The 21,731-nt window shown below is 41.9% G+C and carries 16 protein-coding genes; 5 read left to right on the top strand and 11 right to left on the bottom strand.

The genetic code is table 11. From position 1 onward, the window contains the following. From KKA81_15905 to KKA81_15885, 5 genes are all read right to left on the bottom strand, one after another. A partial coding sequence (locus KKA81_15905; protein ID MBU2652413.1) for a LamG domain-containing protein occupies positions 1-2,170 on the bottom strand: 2,170 nt, incomplete at its 3' end. 402 nt (positions 2,171-2,572) lie between these two features. Next, entirely contained in the window at positions 2,573-2,773 is a 201-nt protein-coding gene (locus KKA81_15900; protein MBU2652412.1) for a cold shock domain-containing protein, read from the bottom strand. Positions 2,774-2,783: 10 nt separating this feature from the next. Then, a complete protein-coding gene (locus tag KKA81_15895; GenBank protein MBU2652411.1) occupies positions 2,784-3,044 on the bottom strand; it encodes an RNA-binding protein in 261 nt (86 codons plus the stop codon). A gap of 527 nt (positions 3,045-3,571) precedes the next feature. Next, a complete protein-coding gene (locus KKA81_15890) occupies positions 3,572-5,227 on the bottom strand; it encodes a VCBS repeat-containing protein (GenBank protein MBU2652410.1) in 1,656 nt (551 codons plus the stop codon). Between the two features lie 169 nt (positions 5,228-5,396). Continuing rightward, a complete protein-coding gene (locus tag KKA81_15885; protein ID MBU2652409.1) occupies positions 5,397-7,793 on the bottom strand; it encodes an ABC transporter permease in 2,397 nt (798 codons plus the stop codon). A gap of 321 nt (positions 7,794-8,114) precedes the next feature. On the opposite strand from KKA81_15885, the gene KKA81_15880 reads away from it, so the two are divergent. The 5 genes from KKA81_15880 to KKA81_15860 all read left to right on the top strand — a co-directional run bounded on the left by KKA81_15880 (position 8,115) and on the right by KKA81_15860 (position 14,160). After that, positions 8,115-9,191: an endonuclease gene (locus KKA81_15880; GenBank protein MBU2652408.1), complete on the top strand. Its 1,077-nt coding sequence runs from the start codon at positions 8,115-8,117 to the stop codon at positions 9,189-9,191. Between the two features lie 304 nt (positions 9,192-9,495). After that, positions 9,496-9,750, top strand: coding sequence for an RNA-binding protein (locus KKA81_15875; protein MBU2652407.1), 255 nt, complete (start codon positions 9,496-9,498; stop codon positions 9,748-9,750). Between the two features lie 140 nt (positions 9,751-9,890). Continuing rightward, positions 9,891-10,361, top strand: a complete 471-nt coding sequence (locus tag KKA81_15870) for a cold shock domain-containing protein (protein MBU2652406.1) — start codon at positions 9,891-9,893, stop codon at positions 10,359-10,361. 204 nt (positions 10,362-10,565) lie between these two features. Continuing rightward, the gene (locus tag KKA81_15865; protein MBU2652405.1) at positions 10,566-11,723 is read left to right on the top strand and encodes an ATP-binding protein; all 1,158 of its coding nucleotides are present in this window, start codon (positions 10,566-10,568) and stop codon (positions 11,721-11,723) included. A gap of 106 nt (positions 11,724-11,829) precedes the next feature. Next, a complete protein-coding gene (locus tag KKA81_15860; GenBank protein ID MBU2652404.1) occupies positions 11,830-14,160 on the top strand; it encodes a glycoside hydrolase family 95 protein in 2,331 nt (776 codons plus the stop codon). Here KKA81_15860 and KKA81_15855 read toward each other — a convergent pair. From KKA81_15855 to nuoB, 6 genes are all read right to left on the bottom strand, one after another. Beyond that, positions 14,150-16,360 (bottom strand): T9SS type A sorting domain-containing protein, encoded by a 2,211-nt coding sequence (locus KKA81_15855; GenBank protein MBU2652403.1) that lies wholly within the window; start codon positions 16,358-16,360, stop codon positions 14,150-14,152. The two genes, KKA81_15860 and KKA81_15855, sit on opposite strands and share 11 nt — an antisense overlap. A gap of 167 nt (positions 16,361-16,527) precedes the next feature. Further along, positions 16,528-17,514, bottom strand: a complete 987-nt coding sequence (locus KKA81_15850) for a dihydroorotate dehydrogenase-like protein (GenBank protein MBU2652402.1) — start codon at positions 17,512-17,514, stop codon at positions 16,528-16,530. 5 nt (positions 17,515-17,519) lie between these two features. Beyond that, a complete protein-coding gene (locus KKA81_15845) occupies positions 17,520-19,337 on the bottom strand; it encodes an FAD-dependent oxidoreductase (protein ID MBU2652401.1) in 1,818 nt (605 codons plus the stop codon). An 8-nt stretch (positions 19,338-19,345) separates the two neighbouring features. Continuing rightward, positions 19,346-20,530, bottom strand: a complete 1,185-nt coding sequence (locus tag KKA81_15840; GenBank protein ID MBU2652400.1) for an NADH-quinone oxidoreductase subunit D — start codon at positions 20,528-20,530, stop codon at positions 19,346-19,348. 1 nt (position 20,531) lies between these two features. Next, positions 20,532-21,059 (bottom strand): NADH-quinone oxidoreductase subunit C, encoded by a 528-nt coding sequence (locus tag KKA81_15835; protein ID MBU2652399.1) that lies wholly within the window; start codon positions 21,057-21,059, stop codon positions 20,532-20,534. Between the two features lie 3 nt (positions 21,060-21,062). Next, the gene (gene nuoB, locus KKA81_15830; protein ID MBU2652398.1) at positions 21,063-21,731 is read right to left on the bottom strand and encodes an NADH-quinone oxidoreductase subunit NuoB; all 669 of its coding nucleotides are present in this window, start codon (positions 21,729-21,731) and stop codon (positions 21,063-21,065) included.

Genomic DNA, 21,731 nt, shown 5'->3' with positions numbered 1-21,731 from the left:
CTGTATAATAGAACCATGCTTCAAGAGTATAATTTGTAGTGAAATCAAAATCATCATGATCTGGAATAAGAACATCCTGGCTGGAGGCATCATCAAAATCGAGTGCATTTCCTGTAAGGTAATGTCCTTCTGAGGCTGTCCAATGCGAAAACCCATCAATTCCTGTTAAAGTTATTATATTGGCATTAGTATTGACAGATGAACTATTCTGGCGCGACCAGTTCGCACCGTCTGAGGATTTATACAAAACAAGGTCGTTTTCTGCCTGTCCGTTCAGTTCATCTTCGTGATAATGAAACGCCAGGGTGGCATTTAAACCGGAATTATTCGAGGGAACGATATTATAGTTTCTTTCAATACTCACCGGATTAGATGAAGCTGAGTGGGTTCGTGAAATTGTTGTGTATCCCATATTAGCACTGGTTGAAATTTCTGCTCCCAGTCCTGCAACATTTTCATTTATATTGTTCAGGATTCGTGAAATCTGTATGTTTCCACTACTTCCGTAAAGGCGTCCTTCATCTTCTACCAGCATGGCATTTTCTATAAGATAAATACTATTGCCATTCAAATCCATATTACTTTCTAATATTAGATTTCCTTTTATTTGTATCCAGTCACCCAGGCTCCAGTCAGAAGACATATCCAATACAACATTATCAAAACTATCTTCACTGGAATTGGCAAATACCGGTGCGGTTCCTCCGCTATAACTGAATATACCCAGGTTGGCAGTCCCATTAACAAGAGGAACACTACCCCGGCTCCAGTTCGTTGCCGTTGACCAGGAAGAAGATGAGGTGTTCAGCCAGAAGTTGTATGCAGAGGAATATACCCAGTCTGAATTGTCCATGTTGGTTAATGTACCATCATTACCATTACCTGAAAAATCCTGAAGGGTAATTCCTGAAACATTATCAAAATTATAATATGCGATTAGGTTATCTTCATTTCCTGTAAGATTTTTACACATATATTCACGGATTTCCTTTTCTGTTCGAACAACACTCCATATACGGAACTCATCCAAATAGCCATTAACTACTTCATAATTACCACTAGTACTATAACCCCCAATTTCGAAATCCGTTGAAATATCAGTATCTGATGGACCTGACTCATCATCTAACACACCATTTATGTAAAGCTTTGAACTTGAATTATCCATAGTAATTGCAACATGTGTCCATTTATTATTAGGCAAAGGATTTGATGACATTAATTCATCTCCATCAATCATATGCCAGGTTGCTACTTTCCCCACGCCACTAGAAAGATAAATTTCATCATCATCCCAATAATCTGAAAGTACCCTTGCATGGTTTACAGGAGTTGCTTTTGGTTTTATCCAAAAACTAATTGTTCCCTGGGTGAAAGATGGGCTTAATGTTGCGACTTTCACATGTTCAGTGGCGCCAGAAAATTCTAAACAATTTTTCGGACCAAATATAGCAGAAGAGGTTTGCCATTCGCTGCCAGTCATATTAGTCAGGGTTCCTGTATTACTTCCTTTGGAATCTGTTGCAGTTGTTCCACTGGTTGAATTTAGCTTATAATAGGCAACAAGGTTTGTTTCTGATGCCGGATCAGGCAATTCCCGGTACATATTCTGGCGGATTTCGTCTTCGGTGCGGATGTCGTTCCAAATGCGGACTTCATCAAGCTTTCCGGCAAAATATGATGGATATGCAGTACCTCCTCCAATTTCCATGGCATGGGTATTTGTTGGAATTGGTGTAGGCGCATTTGCTACTGCAGGACTATAGGTTGTGGCTTCAACTCCGTTCACGTAAATCTTTCCAGGATTTCCTGCGGATACGGAAAAAGCCATATGATACCAGGTGGATAAATTCAGTGTGAATTCATAGGTTTGTGCATATTGGGTCTCGTTGCCATAATCAAAATAAATTTGATCATCCGCTTGCTTGATATAAATCCTGAAATTCTCATCAGCATCACTATTCGATTTAGATAGTACTACTTTGCCATCAGTGCCTGAAAGATAGACCCAAAACTCGAGGGTCATGGCCGATGACAGATCAAGCGAACTATTATCGGGTACTGACACATATTGTGAAGTTCCATTAAACTCCAGGCAGTTGTTCTGTGCAATAACACCCAGCCAGCCAAATACAACCAGCAAGGAAATCAAAAGTTTTCTTTGGCCCATAATCAGATTTTTATTTCAACCATTTCCCCTAACAGAATCCGGTGAAGGTTACTTGAAACGTACAATTAAAATGTTGATCGACTTAAAAGGCTAATTTGGTTTTAATGCTTAAAGATCACTTTTTTTTCAGGAAAGAGAGATTTTCATTCCCGATTTCTTGGTAAGATTGGTAAATCTTAACATCTTTTTTCCTTGTAACAATTTCCCGGGTATCTCAAATTGCTTACAATCAATCCGATGCGTAAATTCCGGTTTTTAGAATATTTGCAACCAAATCGATAAAAGGCAGACAATCCTTTGGTGAGGTTTGAGGATTACCGACATCCTGAAAAAGAAAAACCCAATACAACCAGATGGGTTGTATTGGGTTTTTGAGAATATAATAGTTTCTATATAAAACTGTTATTTTTCAGATTCAATGTTCACGGCGTACAGTCCTTTCGGGCCTTCCTTTGTTTCAAATCTTACCTTTTCGTCGTTTTCAAGTACAGCATAGGAGCTGACCAGACCACTACGATGAAAGAATAGGTCGTTGCCGTTATTGGTCTCAATAAATCCAAAACCTTTGGCTTCATTGTACCATTTTACTTTTCCTTTTTCCATAATGCATTGATTAATTGTAAAAACTATCTTTCTTTGGCTTGGCTTCATTAACGGTTATTTCACGGTTTCCCAGTGTAGTCCCGTTCAGACCTTTAATGGCCTTATTTGCTTCACTATTATCCGGGATTGACACAAAACCAAAGCCTTTACTTCTTCCGGTATATTTGTCAGAAATAATCTTAATGGTATCCACAGTTCCATATTCTTCGAATATTTCCCTAAGCTCCTCGTCTTTTACATCAAAATCGAGGTTTCCTACATAAATGTTCATCTTACTAAATGTTTAAATGTTTGAGATAGGAATTACTTTTGTTTGGATGCATCATTTATTATGAGTGCATTGCTGTTGTTCAATCTTATTTTCGCAACGCATTATTAAAAACAAGCCAAACTTATTTAAAGCATTCCTATCTGTTAAATAATTACTAATCAGGGGATTTAAAAATCGGGCAGTTATAAACCAATGATCAGGAAGGAATCAGCAGCTAAATGCACAAATTATCAAACCATAATTTGCTGCAAAGATACACTATATTTATCAGAAAGCTAATTTTATTTTATATGAGTATCGGGAAACATTAACAAAGGGTTGCAGGTTGCAGGTTTCAGGTTACAGGTTACAGGTTGCAGGTTACAGGTAGCAACCTGTAACTTGTTATTAATCATTCCTGATATTCATTTAATATAAACCACAATAGTCACAATAGGGCACATTAGAAAGCCCCAATTTCATAAATCTATTGTGACTTTTTACTTTCCGGGATAAAGGTGCAGGGGAAATCACAGAATACATTTCATTTATTTAACGATCAGTTTACTCACATTCGAATATTTAGCGGAATGAATCCTGACAACATACAAACCGCCTGCCAGGTGTCGAACAGGAATGGTGTACGATCCGGCTATCTCAATTTTTTCATAAATCAAAGCACGGCCATCAGAGCTGAATATGGTTATCTCAACCGGTTCTGAGAAAAATGTGTTGATGCTGAAAGTTACTGTTTCTGTTGCAGGATTCGGAAATAATTCCATATCACCAGGAATTCCTTCTCCCGAAACCGAAACCGGATTGCCTTCCGTTACTTTTAAAAATGTATTTGCCTGAATATCATACAAGTATTGAACATCACTGTTGGGCCAATAGATCCTGATCTCATCCACTGTAGTTTCATCACCCAGTCCGATTTCAAGCGGATAACTGTGAAAATTATTTCCGCCGTCACCGGCAATTACGGTATGATATGTATGCATGCTTCCTGTAATGACCTCAACACGGGTTCCAACGGCATTGTAATTGGATACCGTACCTGTTAGTTCAATATTCAGGAAATTGTTCGGGCAATTCTGGTTTTCATAAAGTTTTTGCCTGCTCATATGGCCGGAACCGAAAAAATCTATGGCTCCGTCCAGGTTATAATCACCCCAGGATGTGCCAAAGTAATCCCCTCCGATCTCCCAGGAAGTTACGACATCCCTGATATTCAATTCATCGGCTACTTCATCGAAGGTTTCGTCACCATTGTTCAGGTAAAGAAAATTGCCATGATAATGATCATCGACAAGGATATCGAGCCAGCCATCATTGTTTACATCAGCGAAACTGGCAGTTCTCGTTGAAGGTTGACCGATGGTGCCAGCTGACGTAGTAATATCGCTGAAAGTACCATCACCGTTATTACGGAAAAGATAATTCCCGGGATCCTCCAATTGGTCTTTATGAACCGCCGCATAAATATCAGGATACCCGTCATTATTGATATCTCCTGCAGCAACACCATAAATATCATTTTGCATAACCATTCCGCAGCCGTTTGTAACATCCGTAAAAACCATGTTCCCGTCATTCCTGAAAAGCTTGTTTTCGTATTGGTCACTTGTTCCTGCAAAAACATCAATATCTCCGTCGAGGTCAAAATCGAAACAAACCGTTGACCTGACGCCTTGAACATCCAATGGATATTCAATCGTAAAATTTCCATATCCATCACCAGTTTTAATTCCTGGCAGGCTTCTATCGAAAAGATCAAGGTTCCCATCCTTATCAAAATCTGCAACCGAACTGATTTGTCCGGCGATATTTCCCGCAAATATGAAAATGTAGTCACCATTATTTCTGTAAAGGCTGCTTCTTGTTATAAGGTCATTCAGGGTGTCACCCGTAACCTCAGCCCAAATTATCGTCCAGGCGCTGATGCCCGTCAGGCCTGCAACAGTGGTAATATCGGTATACATCCCTTCATCATTCCTGTAAAGTTTAAATTCCGCAGGGTTGGAATAGGAATAGGCAAGGTCAAGGTCACCATCATTGTCGATGTCCCCCCAGCCAACAGCCTGCCCGAGGTTTTGGGTATTGACCTCCAGTCCAACTGCCTGGGTAACCGGATTAAAGGTATGTTGGGAAAAAGCAAATAAGGAAAATAAACAAACCGGAAGAATGCTGAATATCCTTTTCATAGTATTACTTATTGTTTTGTTTCAGAAACGAATCGAATTTACAAAAAACGTACGACAAAATCCGTTCAATTCTGAGGGATACTGAATGAAAAGCAGAGGGGGAAAAAGGGGGCAAGTTGCAGGGGGCAGGGGGCAGGTTGCAGGTTAACGATCCGACATGTATACCATGTTATTCGTAGCGTAGTGCGTCTACGGGATTTGCCCTTGAAGCTCTGATTGTTTGATAAAATGTTGTAAGTAATGCTATTAAGATAGAAATCACTGTGGCAAGCAGAAATATCCACCAGCTTATTGAGATGCGATATTCAAAGTTTTCGAGCCAGCGTTTCATTAAAAACCATGAAAGTGGAATAGCTATAACGTTAGCAATGATAACCCATTTGCCAAATTTCTGAGATATAAACCAGTAAATTCCAAATAATGATGAGCCCAATGCTTTCCGGATTCCAATTTCCTTGGTCTTTTGCATAATGATGAAGGATGCCAGACCGAGCAGGCCCAGACAGGCTATAAAAATTGCCAGGAAGGAAAATGTAATGAATAGCTTTTGGGTTGTCATCTCATTTCTGTACATTGCATCATATTCATTATCCAGGAAGGAGTATTTAAAGGGTATTTCCGAACCATAATTGTTCCAGATTTTTTCTATTTCAGTAAGCTGAAATTTAGTATCGCCGGGTTTCATCCTGATTGCAGCCAGTTCCGTCCCATTCCCAAACCACCTTTCGTAAAGTAAAAATCCCATGGGTTGTATCTTATTGTGTTTTGATTCATAATAGAAATCCTTCACTACACCTATAACATGAAACATATTCCTTTCAGGTGACCAGTCATTCAGCTTTTGTCCCAATGCCTCCTCAACGGTCCATCCCAATGTCTTTACTGCAGACTCATTGATAACGATAGCGGCTGTATCGGTAGGGAAATCACCGGAGAAGAATCTTCCTGCAAGCAACTCAAATTTCAATACATCCAAAAGATTTTCATCGCAAAGGATGAGATTCAGGGAAAAGTTTGTTTCAAAATTGTTGACACCAAAGCCTATGTTGATCAATCTCATTCCGGGCAGGCGGTGGGCATTTGAGGCTTCCTCCGCAAAGGATAATTGCTTGATATCATGAATGAAGGACCTGGTGTTACCCTTCAGCAAGTCCACATTTTCAATAGTTACAACATGCTCTTTATCAAAGCCAAGATTAACATTCTGCAATAAGTTTAACTGCTTTGAGATCACTACAGTGCCTACAATAAGACCTACCGAGATTGTAAATTGAATTACCACCAGAACGGATCTGAACCAACCTGCACCTTTACTGGTGATGCCTTTTTCTTTTAATACCACCAATGGTCTGTATGAAGAAAGTACCATAGCAGGATAGATTCCTGATATTGTTCCCACAATCAATACCAGTAGTAACAGCAGCGGAATGGTATATGGATTGCTCAGATAGGACATGGAAAAATCAAGTCCTGTAAAATCGGAAAGACCAATGACAATTTCCACGATGGATAAAGCAATTAACAAAGAAAAGAAGGTTATAAGCATAGATTCTCCGAAGAACTGCCAGAAAAGAATTCTCCTGTTTGAACCCACAACCTTTCGTATACCCACTTCTTTTGCCCTTGTAGCGGAACGGGCTGTCGACAAATTGATAAAATTGACACAAGCTATCAGTAAAATGAAGATCGAAACGATCATGAAAATCTGAACATACTCCCTGTTCCCATTGGGCTTAAACTCCCCTCTGATATGTGAATCCAGATGAATACACTCCAGGGATTGAAGATATAACACCCATTTGTTCCCTTTTGCGGTGTTCTCCGAGTATCTGCCGTTAAAAAGGTATTTATCAGTAAAATCCGGCAATCTTTCCTGAATATTATCCGCATCCGCATTTTCATGGGTCATGATGTAGGTTCTGAAATTATTATTGAACCAGTTATTGTCATTATACATGCCATCAAAGCTTGTCAATGACAATGCCAGATCAAAGTTAAAATGTGAATTTGCAGGGACATCTTCCACAACTGCAATAATTTTAAAAACCGTACTGTCTTTTTCAATGATTTCATCTACAGGATTCCTGTCTCCAAATAATTTTACCGCGGTACTTTTTGTCAGGACAGCAGTATACGGTTCGTTCAGAAGCTTTGATGTTTTACCGTATACAACAGGAAATGTAAATATTTCGAAAAATGTTGAATCTGTATAAAAGGTATTCTCTATCAGGTAGTTTTTTTCGCCAACAGTATATTCAATTTCTGTAGGATTGGTAATACGGCAAACCTTGTCGATTTCGGGAAACTCATTGTACAAGGCCTGAGCCATGGGAGCAGGAGTAAAAGTCTGGTAAATATCCGTACTTCCGATAAGCGCATCCACAGCTATCCGGTATATTTTCTCTGAATTCTTATTGAATTTATCATAGCTAAGCTCATGGTAAACATAAAGGAAACCAAAAATACTCACGGCAATACCAATGGATAATCCAGCAATATTTATAAACGAAAAAGTCTTATACTTGAAAATATTGCGGAAAGCTGATATCAAAAAACTTCTGAACATGACTATTTGTTTTGGTTAATGGCACTGACAGAGGATAAATACCTAAAAATATGCCATTTATGTAATGCGTTGTTTGTCTATTCATTAAGGTAACTATTATTTAGAAAAATGATCGAAAAAGTGTTCAAAAAATTTAATTTATGTTCAATTATGGACAACTGAAACCGCGACATATTTTTACCCCTATCAAGCACTTCTGTTATATTCAAATAACTTCATGTGTAATCAACAAGATAATCCTCCATCTATTGGAATTTATTTAATTTTACGCCTTGTAGGACAACTATACGCATGATAAATAAAGTCACAACTCTTAACGCCATGAGTTTATTCAAGCACTTTTATATTGTCATAATTATTCTCATTGCCTTTCAGCAAGGAATAGGCCAGATCCCGCCCGGGTATTACGACAATGCTGCAGGCTTAAACGGAACAATGCTGCAGGAGGCATTGCATGACATCATCGATGATCATACTACCGTAACCTATGGAGAGCTCTGGGAACTGTTTGAACTGACCGACCAAAAGCCCAATGGAAAAGTCTGGGACATATACTCCGACATTCCGGGGGGCACACCGCCATATCAATACACGTTCATTACCGATCAGTGCGGAAATTATACCCAGGAAGGGGATTGCTACAACCGTGAGCATAGTTTCCCAAAAAGCTGGTTTGGCGGTGAAATCTACCCGATGTACTCCGATCTTTTTCACATTTATCCGACCGATGGATGGGTAAACGGACAGAGAGGCAATCATCCCTATGGTGAAGTTGGCAATGCAAGCTGGACATCCTTAAATAGCTCAAAATTGGGCAATTGCATTTCCCCGGGTTATTCAGGAACTGTTTTTGAGCCCATTGATGAATACAAAGGAGACCTTGCCCGCGGTTTTTTCTATATGGCTACCCGCTATTATGAAGAAGACATTACATGGCCGGGTAGTGATATGTTCAATGGTTCCCAGCCAAAACCCTGGGCACTTGAGCTGCTTTGGGACTGGCATATGGCCGATCCGGTCAGCTCAAAAGAAACCGATAGAAATAACACTGTTTATGATATTCAGGGAAACAGGAACCCTTTTATCGATCATCCTGAATATGTGGAGGTAATCTGGTTTTATACAGCCATTATGGAGAAGTCCGATAATTTAGCATGGGTATCTGTTTATCCCAATCCTGTGACTGATGTTTTGAATATCAGGATGACCGATAATAATGATATAAATCAAATCCACATAAGCTTAACCGGTATAACAGGACAAGCTGTTGAAGCAGGGATTATTGAAAATGAAAGCAGAGTTTACATTAACACAGCTTTTCTCAGGAAAGGCATATACTTCCTGAAAATTTCAAACACAACTACAGGATTAACGAAATCGTTTAAAATCATCAAATAGCAAACCAGAGACACCAGGGATCTTAATTTCCTATTCATTCCGGGATATACATTACATAGCTTCTATTTTATTTTTCGGATTCAAATCCTTTGGTTTTCTCTATATGTTTTTCAGAATAGTATAATTATGCAAACTATTTGTGTATCTTTGCAAAATTCTGATTTAAGACAATGCGCAATTATTTCTAATATCCTCCATAGAATTTAGAAATTTTAGCTCTTCATTTTGAATCCGAAAAACATGGAACTGTAACAATCACAGGAGGTTCAGTCCATGTAGTTTGATAATTTAATTTTAAAACACAATGAACATTTATGTAGGAAACCTTGATTTCAAGGTTACAGAACAGCAACTGGAAAAGATATTCAGTGAATTTGGACAGGTAGAATCTGCAAGGATAATTACCGATAAGTTTAGTGGCCGGAGCAAAGGCTTTGGCTTTGTTGTCATGGAAGATGATTCAGAAGCCAATAATGCCATAAAGTCGCTCAATGGTAAAGACTTCAACAGCAGACCGCTTACGGTGAATGAAGCAAGGCCCCGTAAGGACAATTATTGATAAATTTAACATCAAGCTGCATTTATATTATGAAAAAATTGGCCCTGCCCATTCCCCCGGGAATGGGCACAGGGCATTTTTTATTATTGTATGGTAGTATATTAAAAACACCTTAAAAAGTCATAACAACAAAAGAATTTATGGGAAGATCTCAGGAATCATTCAATAAAAAAGACGTCAGAACCAGGAAAGAGAAAAAAAGAAAAGAAAAAGAAAAGAAACGGGCTGCCAGGAAAGAAAACGAGAAAAACAGCAGTCTTGACGATATGATCGCCTATGTTGATGAGCATGGCAGAATCACCGACACCCCCCCCGACCCGGCCCAAAAAGAAGTGATCAAGGCTGAAGATATTGTGATCAGCGTTCCCATTCAACAAACAAAAAGAGAAGGCAACCAGATTAGAAAAGGCGTAGTAAGCTTTTTCAATGATTCAAAAGGCTATGGATTTATCAAAGACCTTGAATCCAAAGCAAGTGTCTTTGTACATGTAAACAATACCGAAGAAGATATCAAAGAAGGGAATCTCGTGGTATTTGAGGTTGGAGCCGGTCAGAAAGGTCCTTCCGCCATGAATGTAAAGCTGTTTAGAGAAAGCGAAGAGGAGAAATAGCTTATTTTAAGTGGGGAGGCGGGATGATGAGGATCAGGTTGCAGGTTGCAGGTTGCAGGTTACAGGAAAATTAACAGCTGGAGTTATAGTATAGCGCGATTTCATTACATCATCTTGTTTCGATTAATTATTAGCCCGTCTAAATAAAACTAAATTTTTGAACTCAGGATTCAAATTATTAGTTTTATTTAGTAAATTTGTCAAATGATTAAGCGATTATCAGAAAAGCATATCCTTGATCTCCTCGAAGGATTTCCGTGCGTTGCTATTATCGGGCCCCGACAAGTTGGTAAAACAACGCTCGCCAGGCACATTAAAAATAAGTTCAAATCATCAATATATCTTGATCTGGAGTTAACAAATGATTTTGTGAAGCTGGAAGATTCTGAAACCTATCTTGAACAGTTTACAGATGCATTGGTTATAATTGATGAGGTACAAAGGAAAAAAGACCTTTTTCCAATACTCAGAGGCCTGATTGACCAAAAAAGGCGGCCGGGAAGGTTTCTGTTACTTGGCTCCGCATCACCTGATTTGATAAGAGATAGTTCTGAATCATTGGCGGGTAGAATTGCTTATTACGAGCTTACTCCGTTTTTAGTCCCGGAAATCTTTCCTGAACATGAGATTAACCAGTTATGGGTAAAAGGAGGGTTTCCTGATCCCTTTCTGCACGAAAAATATTGGATCCAATGGATGAATAACTTTGTAAAAACCTATTTTGAAAGGGATTTACCTAATCTTGGGTTCACCGGTGACCGGATAACAGGGGAAAAACTATGGACCATGCTTGCTCATTATCATGGAAATATTGTAAATTATTCGGAGTTGGGTAAAAGTCTGGATTTAAGTGTACATACAATTAAAAAGTACATCTCATTTCTTGAAGATGCATTTTTAATCAGAACCATAAAACCTTTTCACTCCAATACGAAAAAAAGATTGGTCAAGTCTCCAAAAGTTTATATCCGTGATTCCGGTGTGCTTCATTATCTTAATGGAATTGACAATAAAGAGCAATTGTATGGAAATCCGAAGAAAGGTTCTTCCTGGGAAGGGTTTGTTATTGAACAGATTTTACCATTGCTACCGGCAAATCGCAAAGTATATTTTTTCAGGACTCATGACGGAGCAGAACTTGACCTGGTAATTACAAAAGCGGATGTTCCAATAGCCGGAATAGAAATCAAATTTGGATCCGGGATAAAACCATCAAGAGGAAATACGGAAGCTGTGCAATTTCTTAATACCGATCAAAACTACATAATAATCAATAATGAGGATGAGGACTATTTGCTATCGGGTAATTTCAGGGTTTGTGGGTTGAATGTTTTTCTGGAGAAATATCTGAATTTACTTTAATCAATTCTAAAGAAAACTCAACATAAGATTTCATTATAAGTATGTTTAAAATTTAATCTACAAAGAATTGTTCACGACAACAACTCAAAAAACCCATATTTTAAGATTGAGCAGTGTTCTTTCGAATATGATTGCTTCCAGGGTAGGTTTGATAGTGGTTTATTTCCTGATATTAGCGACCTCAAACAGTTGCAGGCAATCGCCATCCTGTCATTTACAGGATTATGATCTTGTCAGCGACAGCCTTGCCAGCCGGTGGGATGAAGCCATCCCTTTAGGGAACGGTATGCTGGGTGCATTACTGTGGCAGAGCGACGGGAAGTTAAGGATATCACTCGACCGTGCAGATCTATGGGATCTTCGGCCCATTGAAAACTTTTCCGGGGAAAAGTGGAAATTTTCCTGGGTACATGACCAATGGAAAAACAATAACTATGGGGAGGTTCAGAAATTATTTGATCAGCCTTATGAGGTTAATCCCGGCCCTACAAAAATTCCGGCGGGAGCCATTGAATTCGACATCTCATCTCTGGGAAAGATAAAATCCGTTCGTTTATCTGTTTACGACGCCCTTTGCGAGATCACGTGGGAAAGTGGGGTAAAGTTCTGTTCTTTTATCCATGCGACGGAGCCGATTGGCTGGTATTGGTTTGAGGGCACCGGGCAATCCATACGACCGGAACTGGAGCCTCCGCCGTATAAATCATTGACTGATTCAGGAGAATGGAACTCCGTAAGCGGGAATAACCTGGGAAGCCTTGGATATGACAAAGGCAGAATCAGAGAAAATGAAGCTAACATTACTTATGAGCAGGATGGCTGGGGAGGGTTCTCTTATATGATCGCCATCCAATGGCAAAGATCAGCGAAAACCCAATACGGATGTTGGAGCATCAGCTCTTCTTACCCTGGATCGGAAGAGAATAAAAACGCGTCTGACATAACGGATTCTCATCTTCAATCAGGATATCATAACGATTATTCGACACATAAAAAGTGGTGGGGGGATTTCTGGGGTCAATCAAGCATTATCATCCCCGATTCCGTTCTGCAGAGGCAATGGTATCTTGAGATGTATAAATTCGGATCAACTGCGCGTCAGGGGTCCCCTCCTATTTCATTACAGGCAGTCTGGACCGCCGACAATGGCAACATTCCTCCCTGGAAAGGAGACTTTCACCATGACCTCAACACCCAGCTAAGTTACTGGCCGGCATATTCTTCCAACCATTTGGATCTGGAAAAGGGGTTTCTTGATTGGCTTTGGAGTTGCAAACCTGCTTTCAGGAAGTATACTCAAGAGTATTTCGGAACAAACGGTTTGAATGTTCCCGGAGTTAGCACACTGGCCGGCGAGCCAATGGGAGGCTGGATACAGTATTCATTCGGCCCGACAGTCTCTGCATGGCTGGCTCAACACTTTTATCTGCACTGGCGTTACTCGAAAGATGAAGAATTCCTGGAAAAACGAGCCTATCCCTGGCTGCACGATGTAGCAGTTCACCTGGATGAGCTTTCCGTAAAAAATTCAAACGGTAAAAGAAAACTCCCCTTGAGTTCCAGTCCTGAAATCTTTGATAACTCACCTCAGGCCTGGTTTGACCAAACCAGCAATTTCGATCTTTCATTGATACATTGGACTTTTGCAAAAGCAGCCGAGCTGGCGGAGGAATTGGGATATTCAGCAGATGCTGCCAAATGGGACAGTATCGGGAAGGAATGGCCTGACCTGGCGGTGGATGAAGAAACAGGTTTAATGGTAGTGCCCGGCATGCCTTTTACTGAATCCCACAGACATTTTTCCCATTTGATGGCTATCCATCCTCTGGGGCTAATTGATGTGTCTCAAGGGGAAACTTCCCGGGATATAGTATCCAAATCCATAAACAACCTTCTTGATCATGGAACCGCTGCCTGGGTGGGTTATTCTTACAGTTGGCTGGGAAACATCCAGGCCAGGGCACTGGATGGTGAAGGTGCAGCCAATTCTCTGAGAATATTTGCTGAAAACTTCTGTTCCATAAACTCATTCCATGTTAACGGGGAGCAATATAACCGGGGTTATTCCAGCTTCAAATACAGGCCATTCACACTCGAAGGCAATTTTGCATTCGCAGCAGGATTACAGGAGATGCTTCTTCAAAGCCATATAGGAAAAGTTGTCCTGTTTCCTGCTATCCCGGCATCATGGGTCGATATCCGGTTTACAAAGCTAAGAGCTGAAGGAGGCTTTTTGATATCTGCTGAAATGAAGGAAGGGAATATTGAAAAGATTGAAATTTCCCCTGAAAGAGGAGGCAAAATAATCCTGAAAAATCCCTTTAAGGGGGAATTTAAAATCTCCGGGGAGAAATCATTTTACATTGAGGATGACTCCATCATCATAGAGACCTTGCAAGGGCAAAAAGTATCCCTCACCACCCCCCTCAGATTTTAACCAACCTCCTTGCAACGATCTCATCCTGAAACCGGATTCTCAAAATATACACCCCTTTTGGAAGCCCATGACCCACGTCATAGCGGTATTGCCCGGCCATTTTGTATTCTGCAGGCTGGATCTTTCCCGCTTCAACAAGACTGATATCGTAAAGGATTATTTCAGTGATTCCTGGCCCGGAAAGATCAACCTGTATCTCTGTTTGCTCTATAAATGGGTTGGGGCGGATTATTACAACAGGTGAATGATCCTTTCCTGGAGTACCTCTAACCCCTGTAAGCAGATCATCATTGACAAAAACAGGGATACGGTGAACCTTGTAATCTGTTGTCAGGTCGAGGGTATCTGAAATATACCCAGGGATTTGATCGGTCGGGAAATCAATCTTAACCTTAAATACCAGTGAATCTTCCGGTTGAAGGATTACAGGCAGGGAAATTGGCCATGGGTCGATGTACCATGCGGCCGGACCATTAAAATATCCCTCCGGTTCAATATCTGTGATGGTAACCTCATAGGAAGAATTGTTTTTCCAGGAAATTTCTTTCCCATCCATACATTCCTCTATAGTTTCAAAGACCAGGGAGTCAGCTGAAGGCGTGAGGTTTTTATGCAACTGAAATGAAGCGATACGGGTTTGCCAGGTATTCCATCCTGTATAGGGAAGGTACTCCTGGGTATACCAGAAAGTAAGGTCATCCGAGGGGTCTACGCCCATCATGCTGTAATCGCCCCATCGGACATTCGTTGCCTGGTTTCCTTCACCTGTTACGACTTCTGCCTCCGCAAAGGTCATGGTTCCGGGCGTATCATAATAGTTCCTCCCGCTCAACCGGATGGAAGGATAGGTAGATGTCCCGGAAACACTATATCCTAGGCCAATGTTTCCGTCTTTATCCATTGCAACGCTTGCCATCCAACGGCTGTCAGCGTCAGGTGCAAATGTTCCTTGCTGAAATATTTCCCAGTCGGAATCATGCTTGCGTAACTCATACCATCTGACAGCCGCGTGGTCATTCCCGACATCAATGGTATGGTTGCAAAGCAGCGACTGGTAATCCCCGAAATTGCGGTACTGAAGGCGATACATCATGAACTGACCCAATCCGTGCAGCTTTGTACCCGTATTGGGTTGGGTAACCCATCCGACACCATTGTCCCAGTTGGCATCAAAAGGCTCAGTCTCAAGTTTCGCCACCTCCTCGAAAACACAGTTTGCCGTATCGTCCCAATCAACAATACACTGCCACAGCCAGATATGGTCGAAATCATATCCCCAGGCATCATCACGGATGGTAACCAGGTAATGGGGCGTGCCTTCAGGTGGGGGTGGGCCGTCAATATCTGCCGGCAGGAAGCTGGCCGGATCAGTAAGAAAGAACTGGGTAGGAGCATCCGCCAGGAAATGCAGGATAGCGGGGTCCGGATTGCCATTGATCATATCATCCCTGTTAAAAACAAGCAAACCGGCACCTTCCAGGTAGCTAAAAGAGGTTGAGATAAAATATTCATTGATAGTCAGGTAATAGCCATCTGACCAGACCCCCACTTTGGGATAATCGGGCATTCCTGTAAAGTGCAGGGCATAGCAATACCATGAGCCGAGCGGATCCGGACCGGTTGAAACGGCAATCATCTCCCAGTATTCCACGTAAAGGTCATAAACCATGGCGGTGGCGATCCAACGGTCGGCTATGGGGTCATAGATGACAACTGGATCGGTCCAGTTTTTATCGTGCCAGGGCCCGGGAAGTGAAGCCCAAAGAGTTTTATTATCCGCCGGACCATACAGCAGATCGCCGCTCTTATCCCAAATGGCAAATGAGCTTTTTACAATCTGTATATAATGATTTATCCCCACATCGCCTTCTGTATCCGGATTGGGAAGCATATTTACATTGCCCACTCCCTCGAAATTATGGATTATTTCCACAGGATCATTACTCAGTTCATCTAGGATATGATTCCGCACAATAGGACTGGCGTTATAGGGAGCAACCGGAAGCCCTTTTTGCATGTGATTGAATTCTTCCGCAATGGTTCTTTGGGGTTCGGGGGAGATTGGTACAACATCCCTTAATGCTGGGGATTCTGAAAATGCAGCAATATCATTAAAATATTTGCCTTTATATACATTTTTCTGGGAAAAAGAAAAGGGGATAATTAAGGCAATGACCAAACAGGATATCAGGGATCTCATTTTTCAGATTTTTATACGTTTTGAATCATCACTTTTAACTCACAAGTGCATGGTTCACTTTGCGACAAATGATAATTTCGTTAAAATTACGCATAAATAGATATAATTGCAATTATGGTTTTGCAATAAAATCCAGGATCTGTTACAAGCAGTAAGGGAAGAAAAGATTATTTATACCCTGCATCCGAGAAATAGCGCATAAATTGGGTACGCTCATAAAGTACAGGCCTTTTTATATTTTTTTGGCTGGCTTTTCCGCGAAAATCTGCAATGGTATCATAATTGTGCCTGAGCATCCAATCAGTCAGCGTATTCATCATAGATTCAATGGCCTTTGGTCCTTCCTTGTAAATTGCTGATACTACCTGAACAGCCTGAGCACCGACCAGCAGATTTTTTATCACGTGTTCCCCTGTAAAGATGCCACGGGAAGCCGTCAGTTCAATATTAACTTTATCATACAGGATACCGATCCATCGCAGTGTCATGGTATTTAGTTCTTTACAGCTAAGCACATCTCCTGATATTACTTTTTCCTTTTCTATATCCACATCCGGGCTGTAAAACTTGTTGAATAAAACAACAGCAGAGGCTTTTGTTTTAGATAATTGGTAGACAAAATTGGCCAATCCTGAGAAATAGAAGCTTATTTTCAGGGAAAAGGGAATGGAAATGGCATTTCCGATCTTTTCAATGATCTCAAAATAAATAGCTTCTTTTTCCAGGCCGGAGATATCTACATCGGCCGGGAGCAGGAAGAGGTTTACTTCAAGGGCATCTGCTCCTGCATCTTCTATCATTTTCGCATAGGCAATCCATTCATCTGCCGTCACACAATTGACACTGGCAATGACAGGGATATCGAGTGCTTCTTTCGTTTTTTTGATCAGGTTTACGTATTGAGTCAGGTTGTGCTTTTTACTGAAATACATAGCATAGTATTCCTGATCGTTAAACGAGCCGTACATATTGTTCAGACGTTGTTCGTCGACATCATGCAGGATCTGTTCTTCAAAAAGCGATTTTAAGACAATGGCACCAGCGCCAGCTTTTTGGTAGGCAATAGAATTTTCCACATTTTCCGTCAGGGATGAGCTACCGACAATAATCGGGCTCTTCAGGGATAATCCCATGTAACTTACTGAAACATCCATGTTGATTAGTTTTTGTCGCCAAATAAATATTTATCGATACCGAGGGCGGCTTTATGGCCGTTGGCAATACCGTGAATAACATCCGGTCCCTGGATAGTATCGCCTCCCATAAATAACCACGGAACGCTGGTTTGAAAATAATCATTAACCTTTATCCTGCCTCGTGGTCCCATTTCAAGGTCTTCTTTGATATCCTCAGAGATATAGCTCAGATCCATACCTTGTCCGATTGATTCCACAACCATATCTCCCTCGAAGAATCGGGCATTATCCAGGTTACACTGGGGGTTGAATTTACCTTCGGCATCGAACAGGGATAAGCATTGGACAACATGCAGTCCGGTTATCTTACCATCCCGGATTTCAATTCTCTGCGGGGCCCATCCCGGGAAAATGGTGGCTCCTTCCTCACGCGCTTCTACCACTTCTTCACGATCGGCAGGCATTTGTTCTTCCACTTCGAGGCTGGTAGCGATGACCTGCACTTTTCCGTATTTCTGCTTTTGCAAGCGTGCCAGCGAACGGGTAATATCCATAGCTACATTCCCTCCGCCAATAACCACAATTTTCTCAGCCACATGGATCTCTTCCTCAAGGGTTATCTTACGGAGAAGTTCAATGGCCTGGTAAACGTGCGGATGATCTGCTCCTTCAACACGGGTGCTGCGTCCAAGATGCAAACCGGTTCCGGCAAAAACGGCATCAAATTCTTTTCCCATTTTATCCAGGGTGATATCCTTACCAACGGTTATGTTGTAATGTATCTTCACACCCAGCGATAAAATATAATTTATATCCTTATCCAACTGGTCGTAAGGTAAACGGTATTCAGGAATTCCAAATCGCATCATACCGCCCGCCTGAGGCAATTTTTCAAAGATTTCCACCTCGTATCCCATCTTAGATAAATAGTAGGCTGCCGACAGTCCTGAAGGCCCGGATCCGATGATGGCTACCTTCTTTCCATTTTTGTTAACGGTGTCAGTTTCCAGGATCTCCTTATACTTTTCTGCAGGGTTCTGATCGGCAATATATCTTTTCAGCCAGCGTATTGAGATAGGTTCACCACGGTGGTTGAGAGAGCAAACACTTTCGCATTTATGGGTACAGATACGTCCGCAGATTTCGGGAAGAGGGTTTGTTTCGTACAAAATGCGTAATCCTTCCTCGAGGTCGTTGTTTCTGATTGCCTTGATATATTCAGGGATGCCCATGTGGGCCGGGCATGTAGCAGTGCAGATACCACATTCCACGCAGCGGTCGGCTTCTTTCTCTGCCTGTTCTTTCGAGAAACCTTGTATGATTTCGATAAAGGATTCATCGCGTTGTTCAGGCCCGAGGTGTTCCATCTTCACCCGTTCAAGGTCATATAATTCATATCCGTTACCCGGTTTTTTCCAGCCAGGCTCATTATTTTCCCATGATTTCCTGTCAATACCGGGTATAAACCTGAAATTATCCGAATCGGTATCCACCCAGGTATACTCGTTCGACAGGGTTAGTGAACCGGTTGTGCAAACGTCAACGCACAAAGCGCACCAGCAGCAGCGACCGTAATCGATACTTGGTCGCAGGCCGCTATCGCCATCTTTTGGGTTAAATCCTTCCACAGGCACCATATCGATGGCTTCATTTTCACAAATCGACTCGCAGGTTCCACATCCTATGCATGCATTCACATCATTCTTATGAAATCCCCGGTAACGGGGAGCACCTGGCCTTTCCCTCAAAGGATCTTTGATGGTCACCGGTTCCTTGAAAAGGTTTTTCCAGGCGGTAAACGGGGATAATATATCTTTAATCGAACTCATACCGTCATTCATTAAGATTGTTAACGTTCAATTTCGGGCGGACAGGTTTGCAAGGAAACCATGATACTGGCAACATCAGCAATATTAGCACCGATCAGCATTTTTTCCAGCAGGGAAACCGCATGAGTATAGCTTGGCCCGCGAAGGTTGATTCTCCTGGGGTAAGCCGATCCGTCGGATACCATGTAAAACCCGTATTCCCCACGTGATGATTCGGATCGGACATAAGTTTCACCTTTGGGCAGTTTCCAGTGAAGCACATTGGGGGTTTTGGCTCTGATATCTCCCTGGTCCGGGATTTTATCCAGGATCTGCCGGATCAGATCGACTGTCATGATCAGATCGTGCCAACGGATGCGTGATCGCGTGTAAATATCCGATTCAGTGGCTGTCTGAGGGTCAAAATCAAGTTCCTTATACTTCAGGTAGGGGTAATCCTTTCGCACATCTCTTTTAAACCCGGCAGCACGTGCATTGGGGCCTACTATACCGTAGCTGTCTACCCAGGAGGGATCAATGATTCCAACACCTACCGTTCGCTTTTTAAAAACGGCATTGTTAAACATCACTTTATCGATATTACCGATAAACTCATCAATATCAGCAAGGTTTTCCTTCATCCTTTTTCTGAAACCGGATGGGAGCAGGCCCCGGACACCACCCGGGATAATAAACATATGATAGACACGGCCGCCGGTCAGTTCCTCAAAACGATCCAGGATAAGATCCCGAAGATAAACACCCCATTGTACACCGATACCAAGCCCTGTGGTCCCGCCCTGTCCGGGGACAACCCTCAGCAATGACTGCAGGCGTGCCATCTCAAGGACTAAGGTTCTCAACCATGAAGCTGCTTCCGGAATCTCTATTCCACCCAGTTCCTCGACGCCGGCGGCAAGGTTATACTCGTTGTAATCAGGTTCGGCAACACACATACGGATGCAGGTAGGGAAGACCTGTATATATTTCCTCCGTTCAAAAAGTTTCTCAAAACCACGGTGCAGATATCCAACATGAGTTTTTGCCTCTATAATCTCATCCCCACTCACAGTCAGTTCGATAGACATGTTTCCTGTGACACCGGGATGATTGGGCCCCTGCCATATTTTCACAAATTTTTGCGATGCCTTATCCACCACAAAGCTACCATCGCTTCTTTTCTCAGGATAATTGGCGCGGTCGTATCCCGGATCCAGCCAATGCATTTTATTCATTGGGATATAGTTTTTGTTTCATGTACTCAGCCGGGTCATGGGTCTTGCGTCCCGGACGAGGGAAATATGTTTCTTCTGAATATTTTTTCGTGTCAAAATCCCGGCGCATTGGCGGGATATCATCCCATCCTTCCAGCAGGAAAGGCTCGTTGATACGCGGACTTCCCGGGAAGTGTATACCAAACATCTCCTTCAATTCCCGTTGGTACGTTGCCACCTGGTTCCACAAATGATGAGCAGTGGTCATTTCCGCCTTTTCCCGCAATATCACGGTACGAATGCCTATGTCAACCTTTTCCTTGGGATTATTCAGGATATAGGTTAACTGAAACAAACCGTCTTCAATCCAATCCACGGCGGTCATAAGCACAAAATGGCTGAATCCCTCATAATCACGCAGGTATGTAAGCATTTGAACCACGCTTTCCTTATCAATGGTAAAGAAAGTGAGGTTATCCCGTTGATATTGGATTTCCGAAAGGTTGAACTTATAGCCTATTTTATCTATGATTTTTTTCATGATTTACCAGTTATAATCGGGCATATTCCAATCCTTGATGATCTTTTTCTGGTTGGCTTTGTACCAATCAAGGTTCTCGATATATTTATTGGCGTTTTCGGCCTTGCCTTGTTTTATCAGTTCTTTGAGTTTCATGAACCCTGCGAGCAATGCTTCGGGGCGTGGCATACAACCGGCAATATAAACATCCACCGGCATATAATGATCAAGCCTGTTGATGGTATTGTAGCTATCCCAGTACATACCCCCATTGATGGTACAGCTGCCCAGGGCAAGCACATACTTGGGGTTTTGCATCTGTTCATAGCTTCGGATAACCCTTTTGAGGGTTTTCACCGAAAGGTAACCGGAAATGATAAAAGCATTTGACTGCCGGGGGGTAGGGCGAGTCTGCACTCCGAAGCGAAAAGCGTCGAAGCGCGGGGTCATCAGGGGAGGTATCTCTATACTTCCGCATCCTGTCCCAAACCCCAAAACCCATATCGATTCTGCCCTTGCCCAGTTCAGGAATCTCTCTACCACCTTATTTCCCGGCTTTGAAACCTGCGGGCGATCTTCGCAGAAGTAATCTCTTATCGGGTCGATCTCAATGATACTCCCGTCGGGCGCAAGCACTTTGCGCGGTTTGTTTTCTTCATGAAGAAATTTGTTGTTATTTGTTGTCTCTTTCAT

The sequence above is a fragment of the Bacteroidota bacterium genome, from assembly GCA_018831055.1.
GTDB lineage: Bacteria > Bacteroidota > Bacteroidia > Bacteroidales > B18-G4 > M55B132.
The sequence above is the reverse complement of the archived record's forward strand: the minus strand, read 5'-3'. Positions and strand labels throughout refer to the sequence as shown.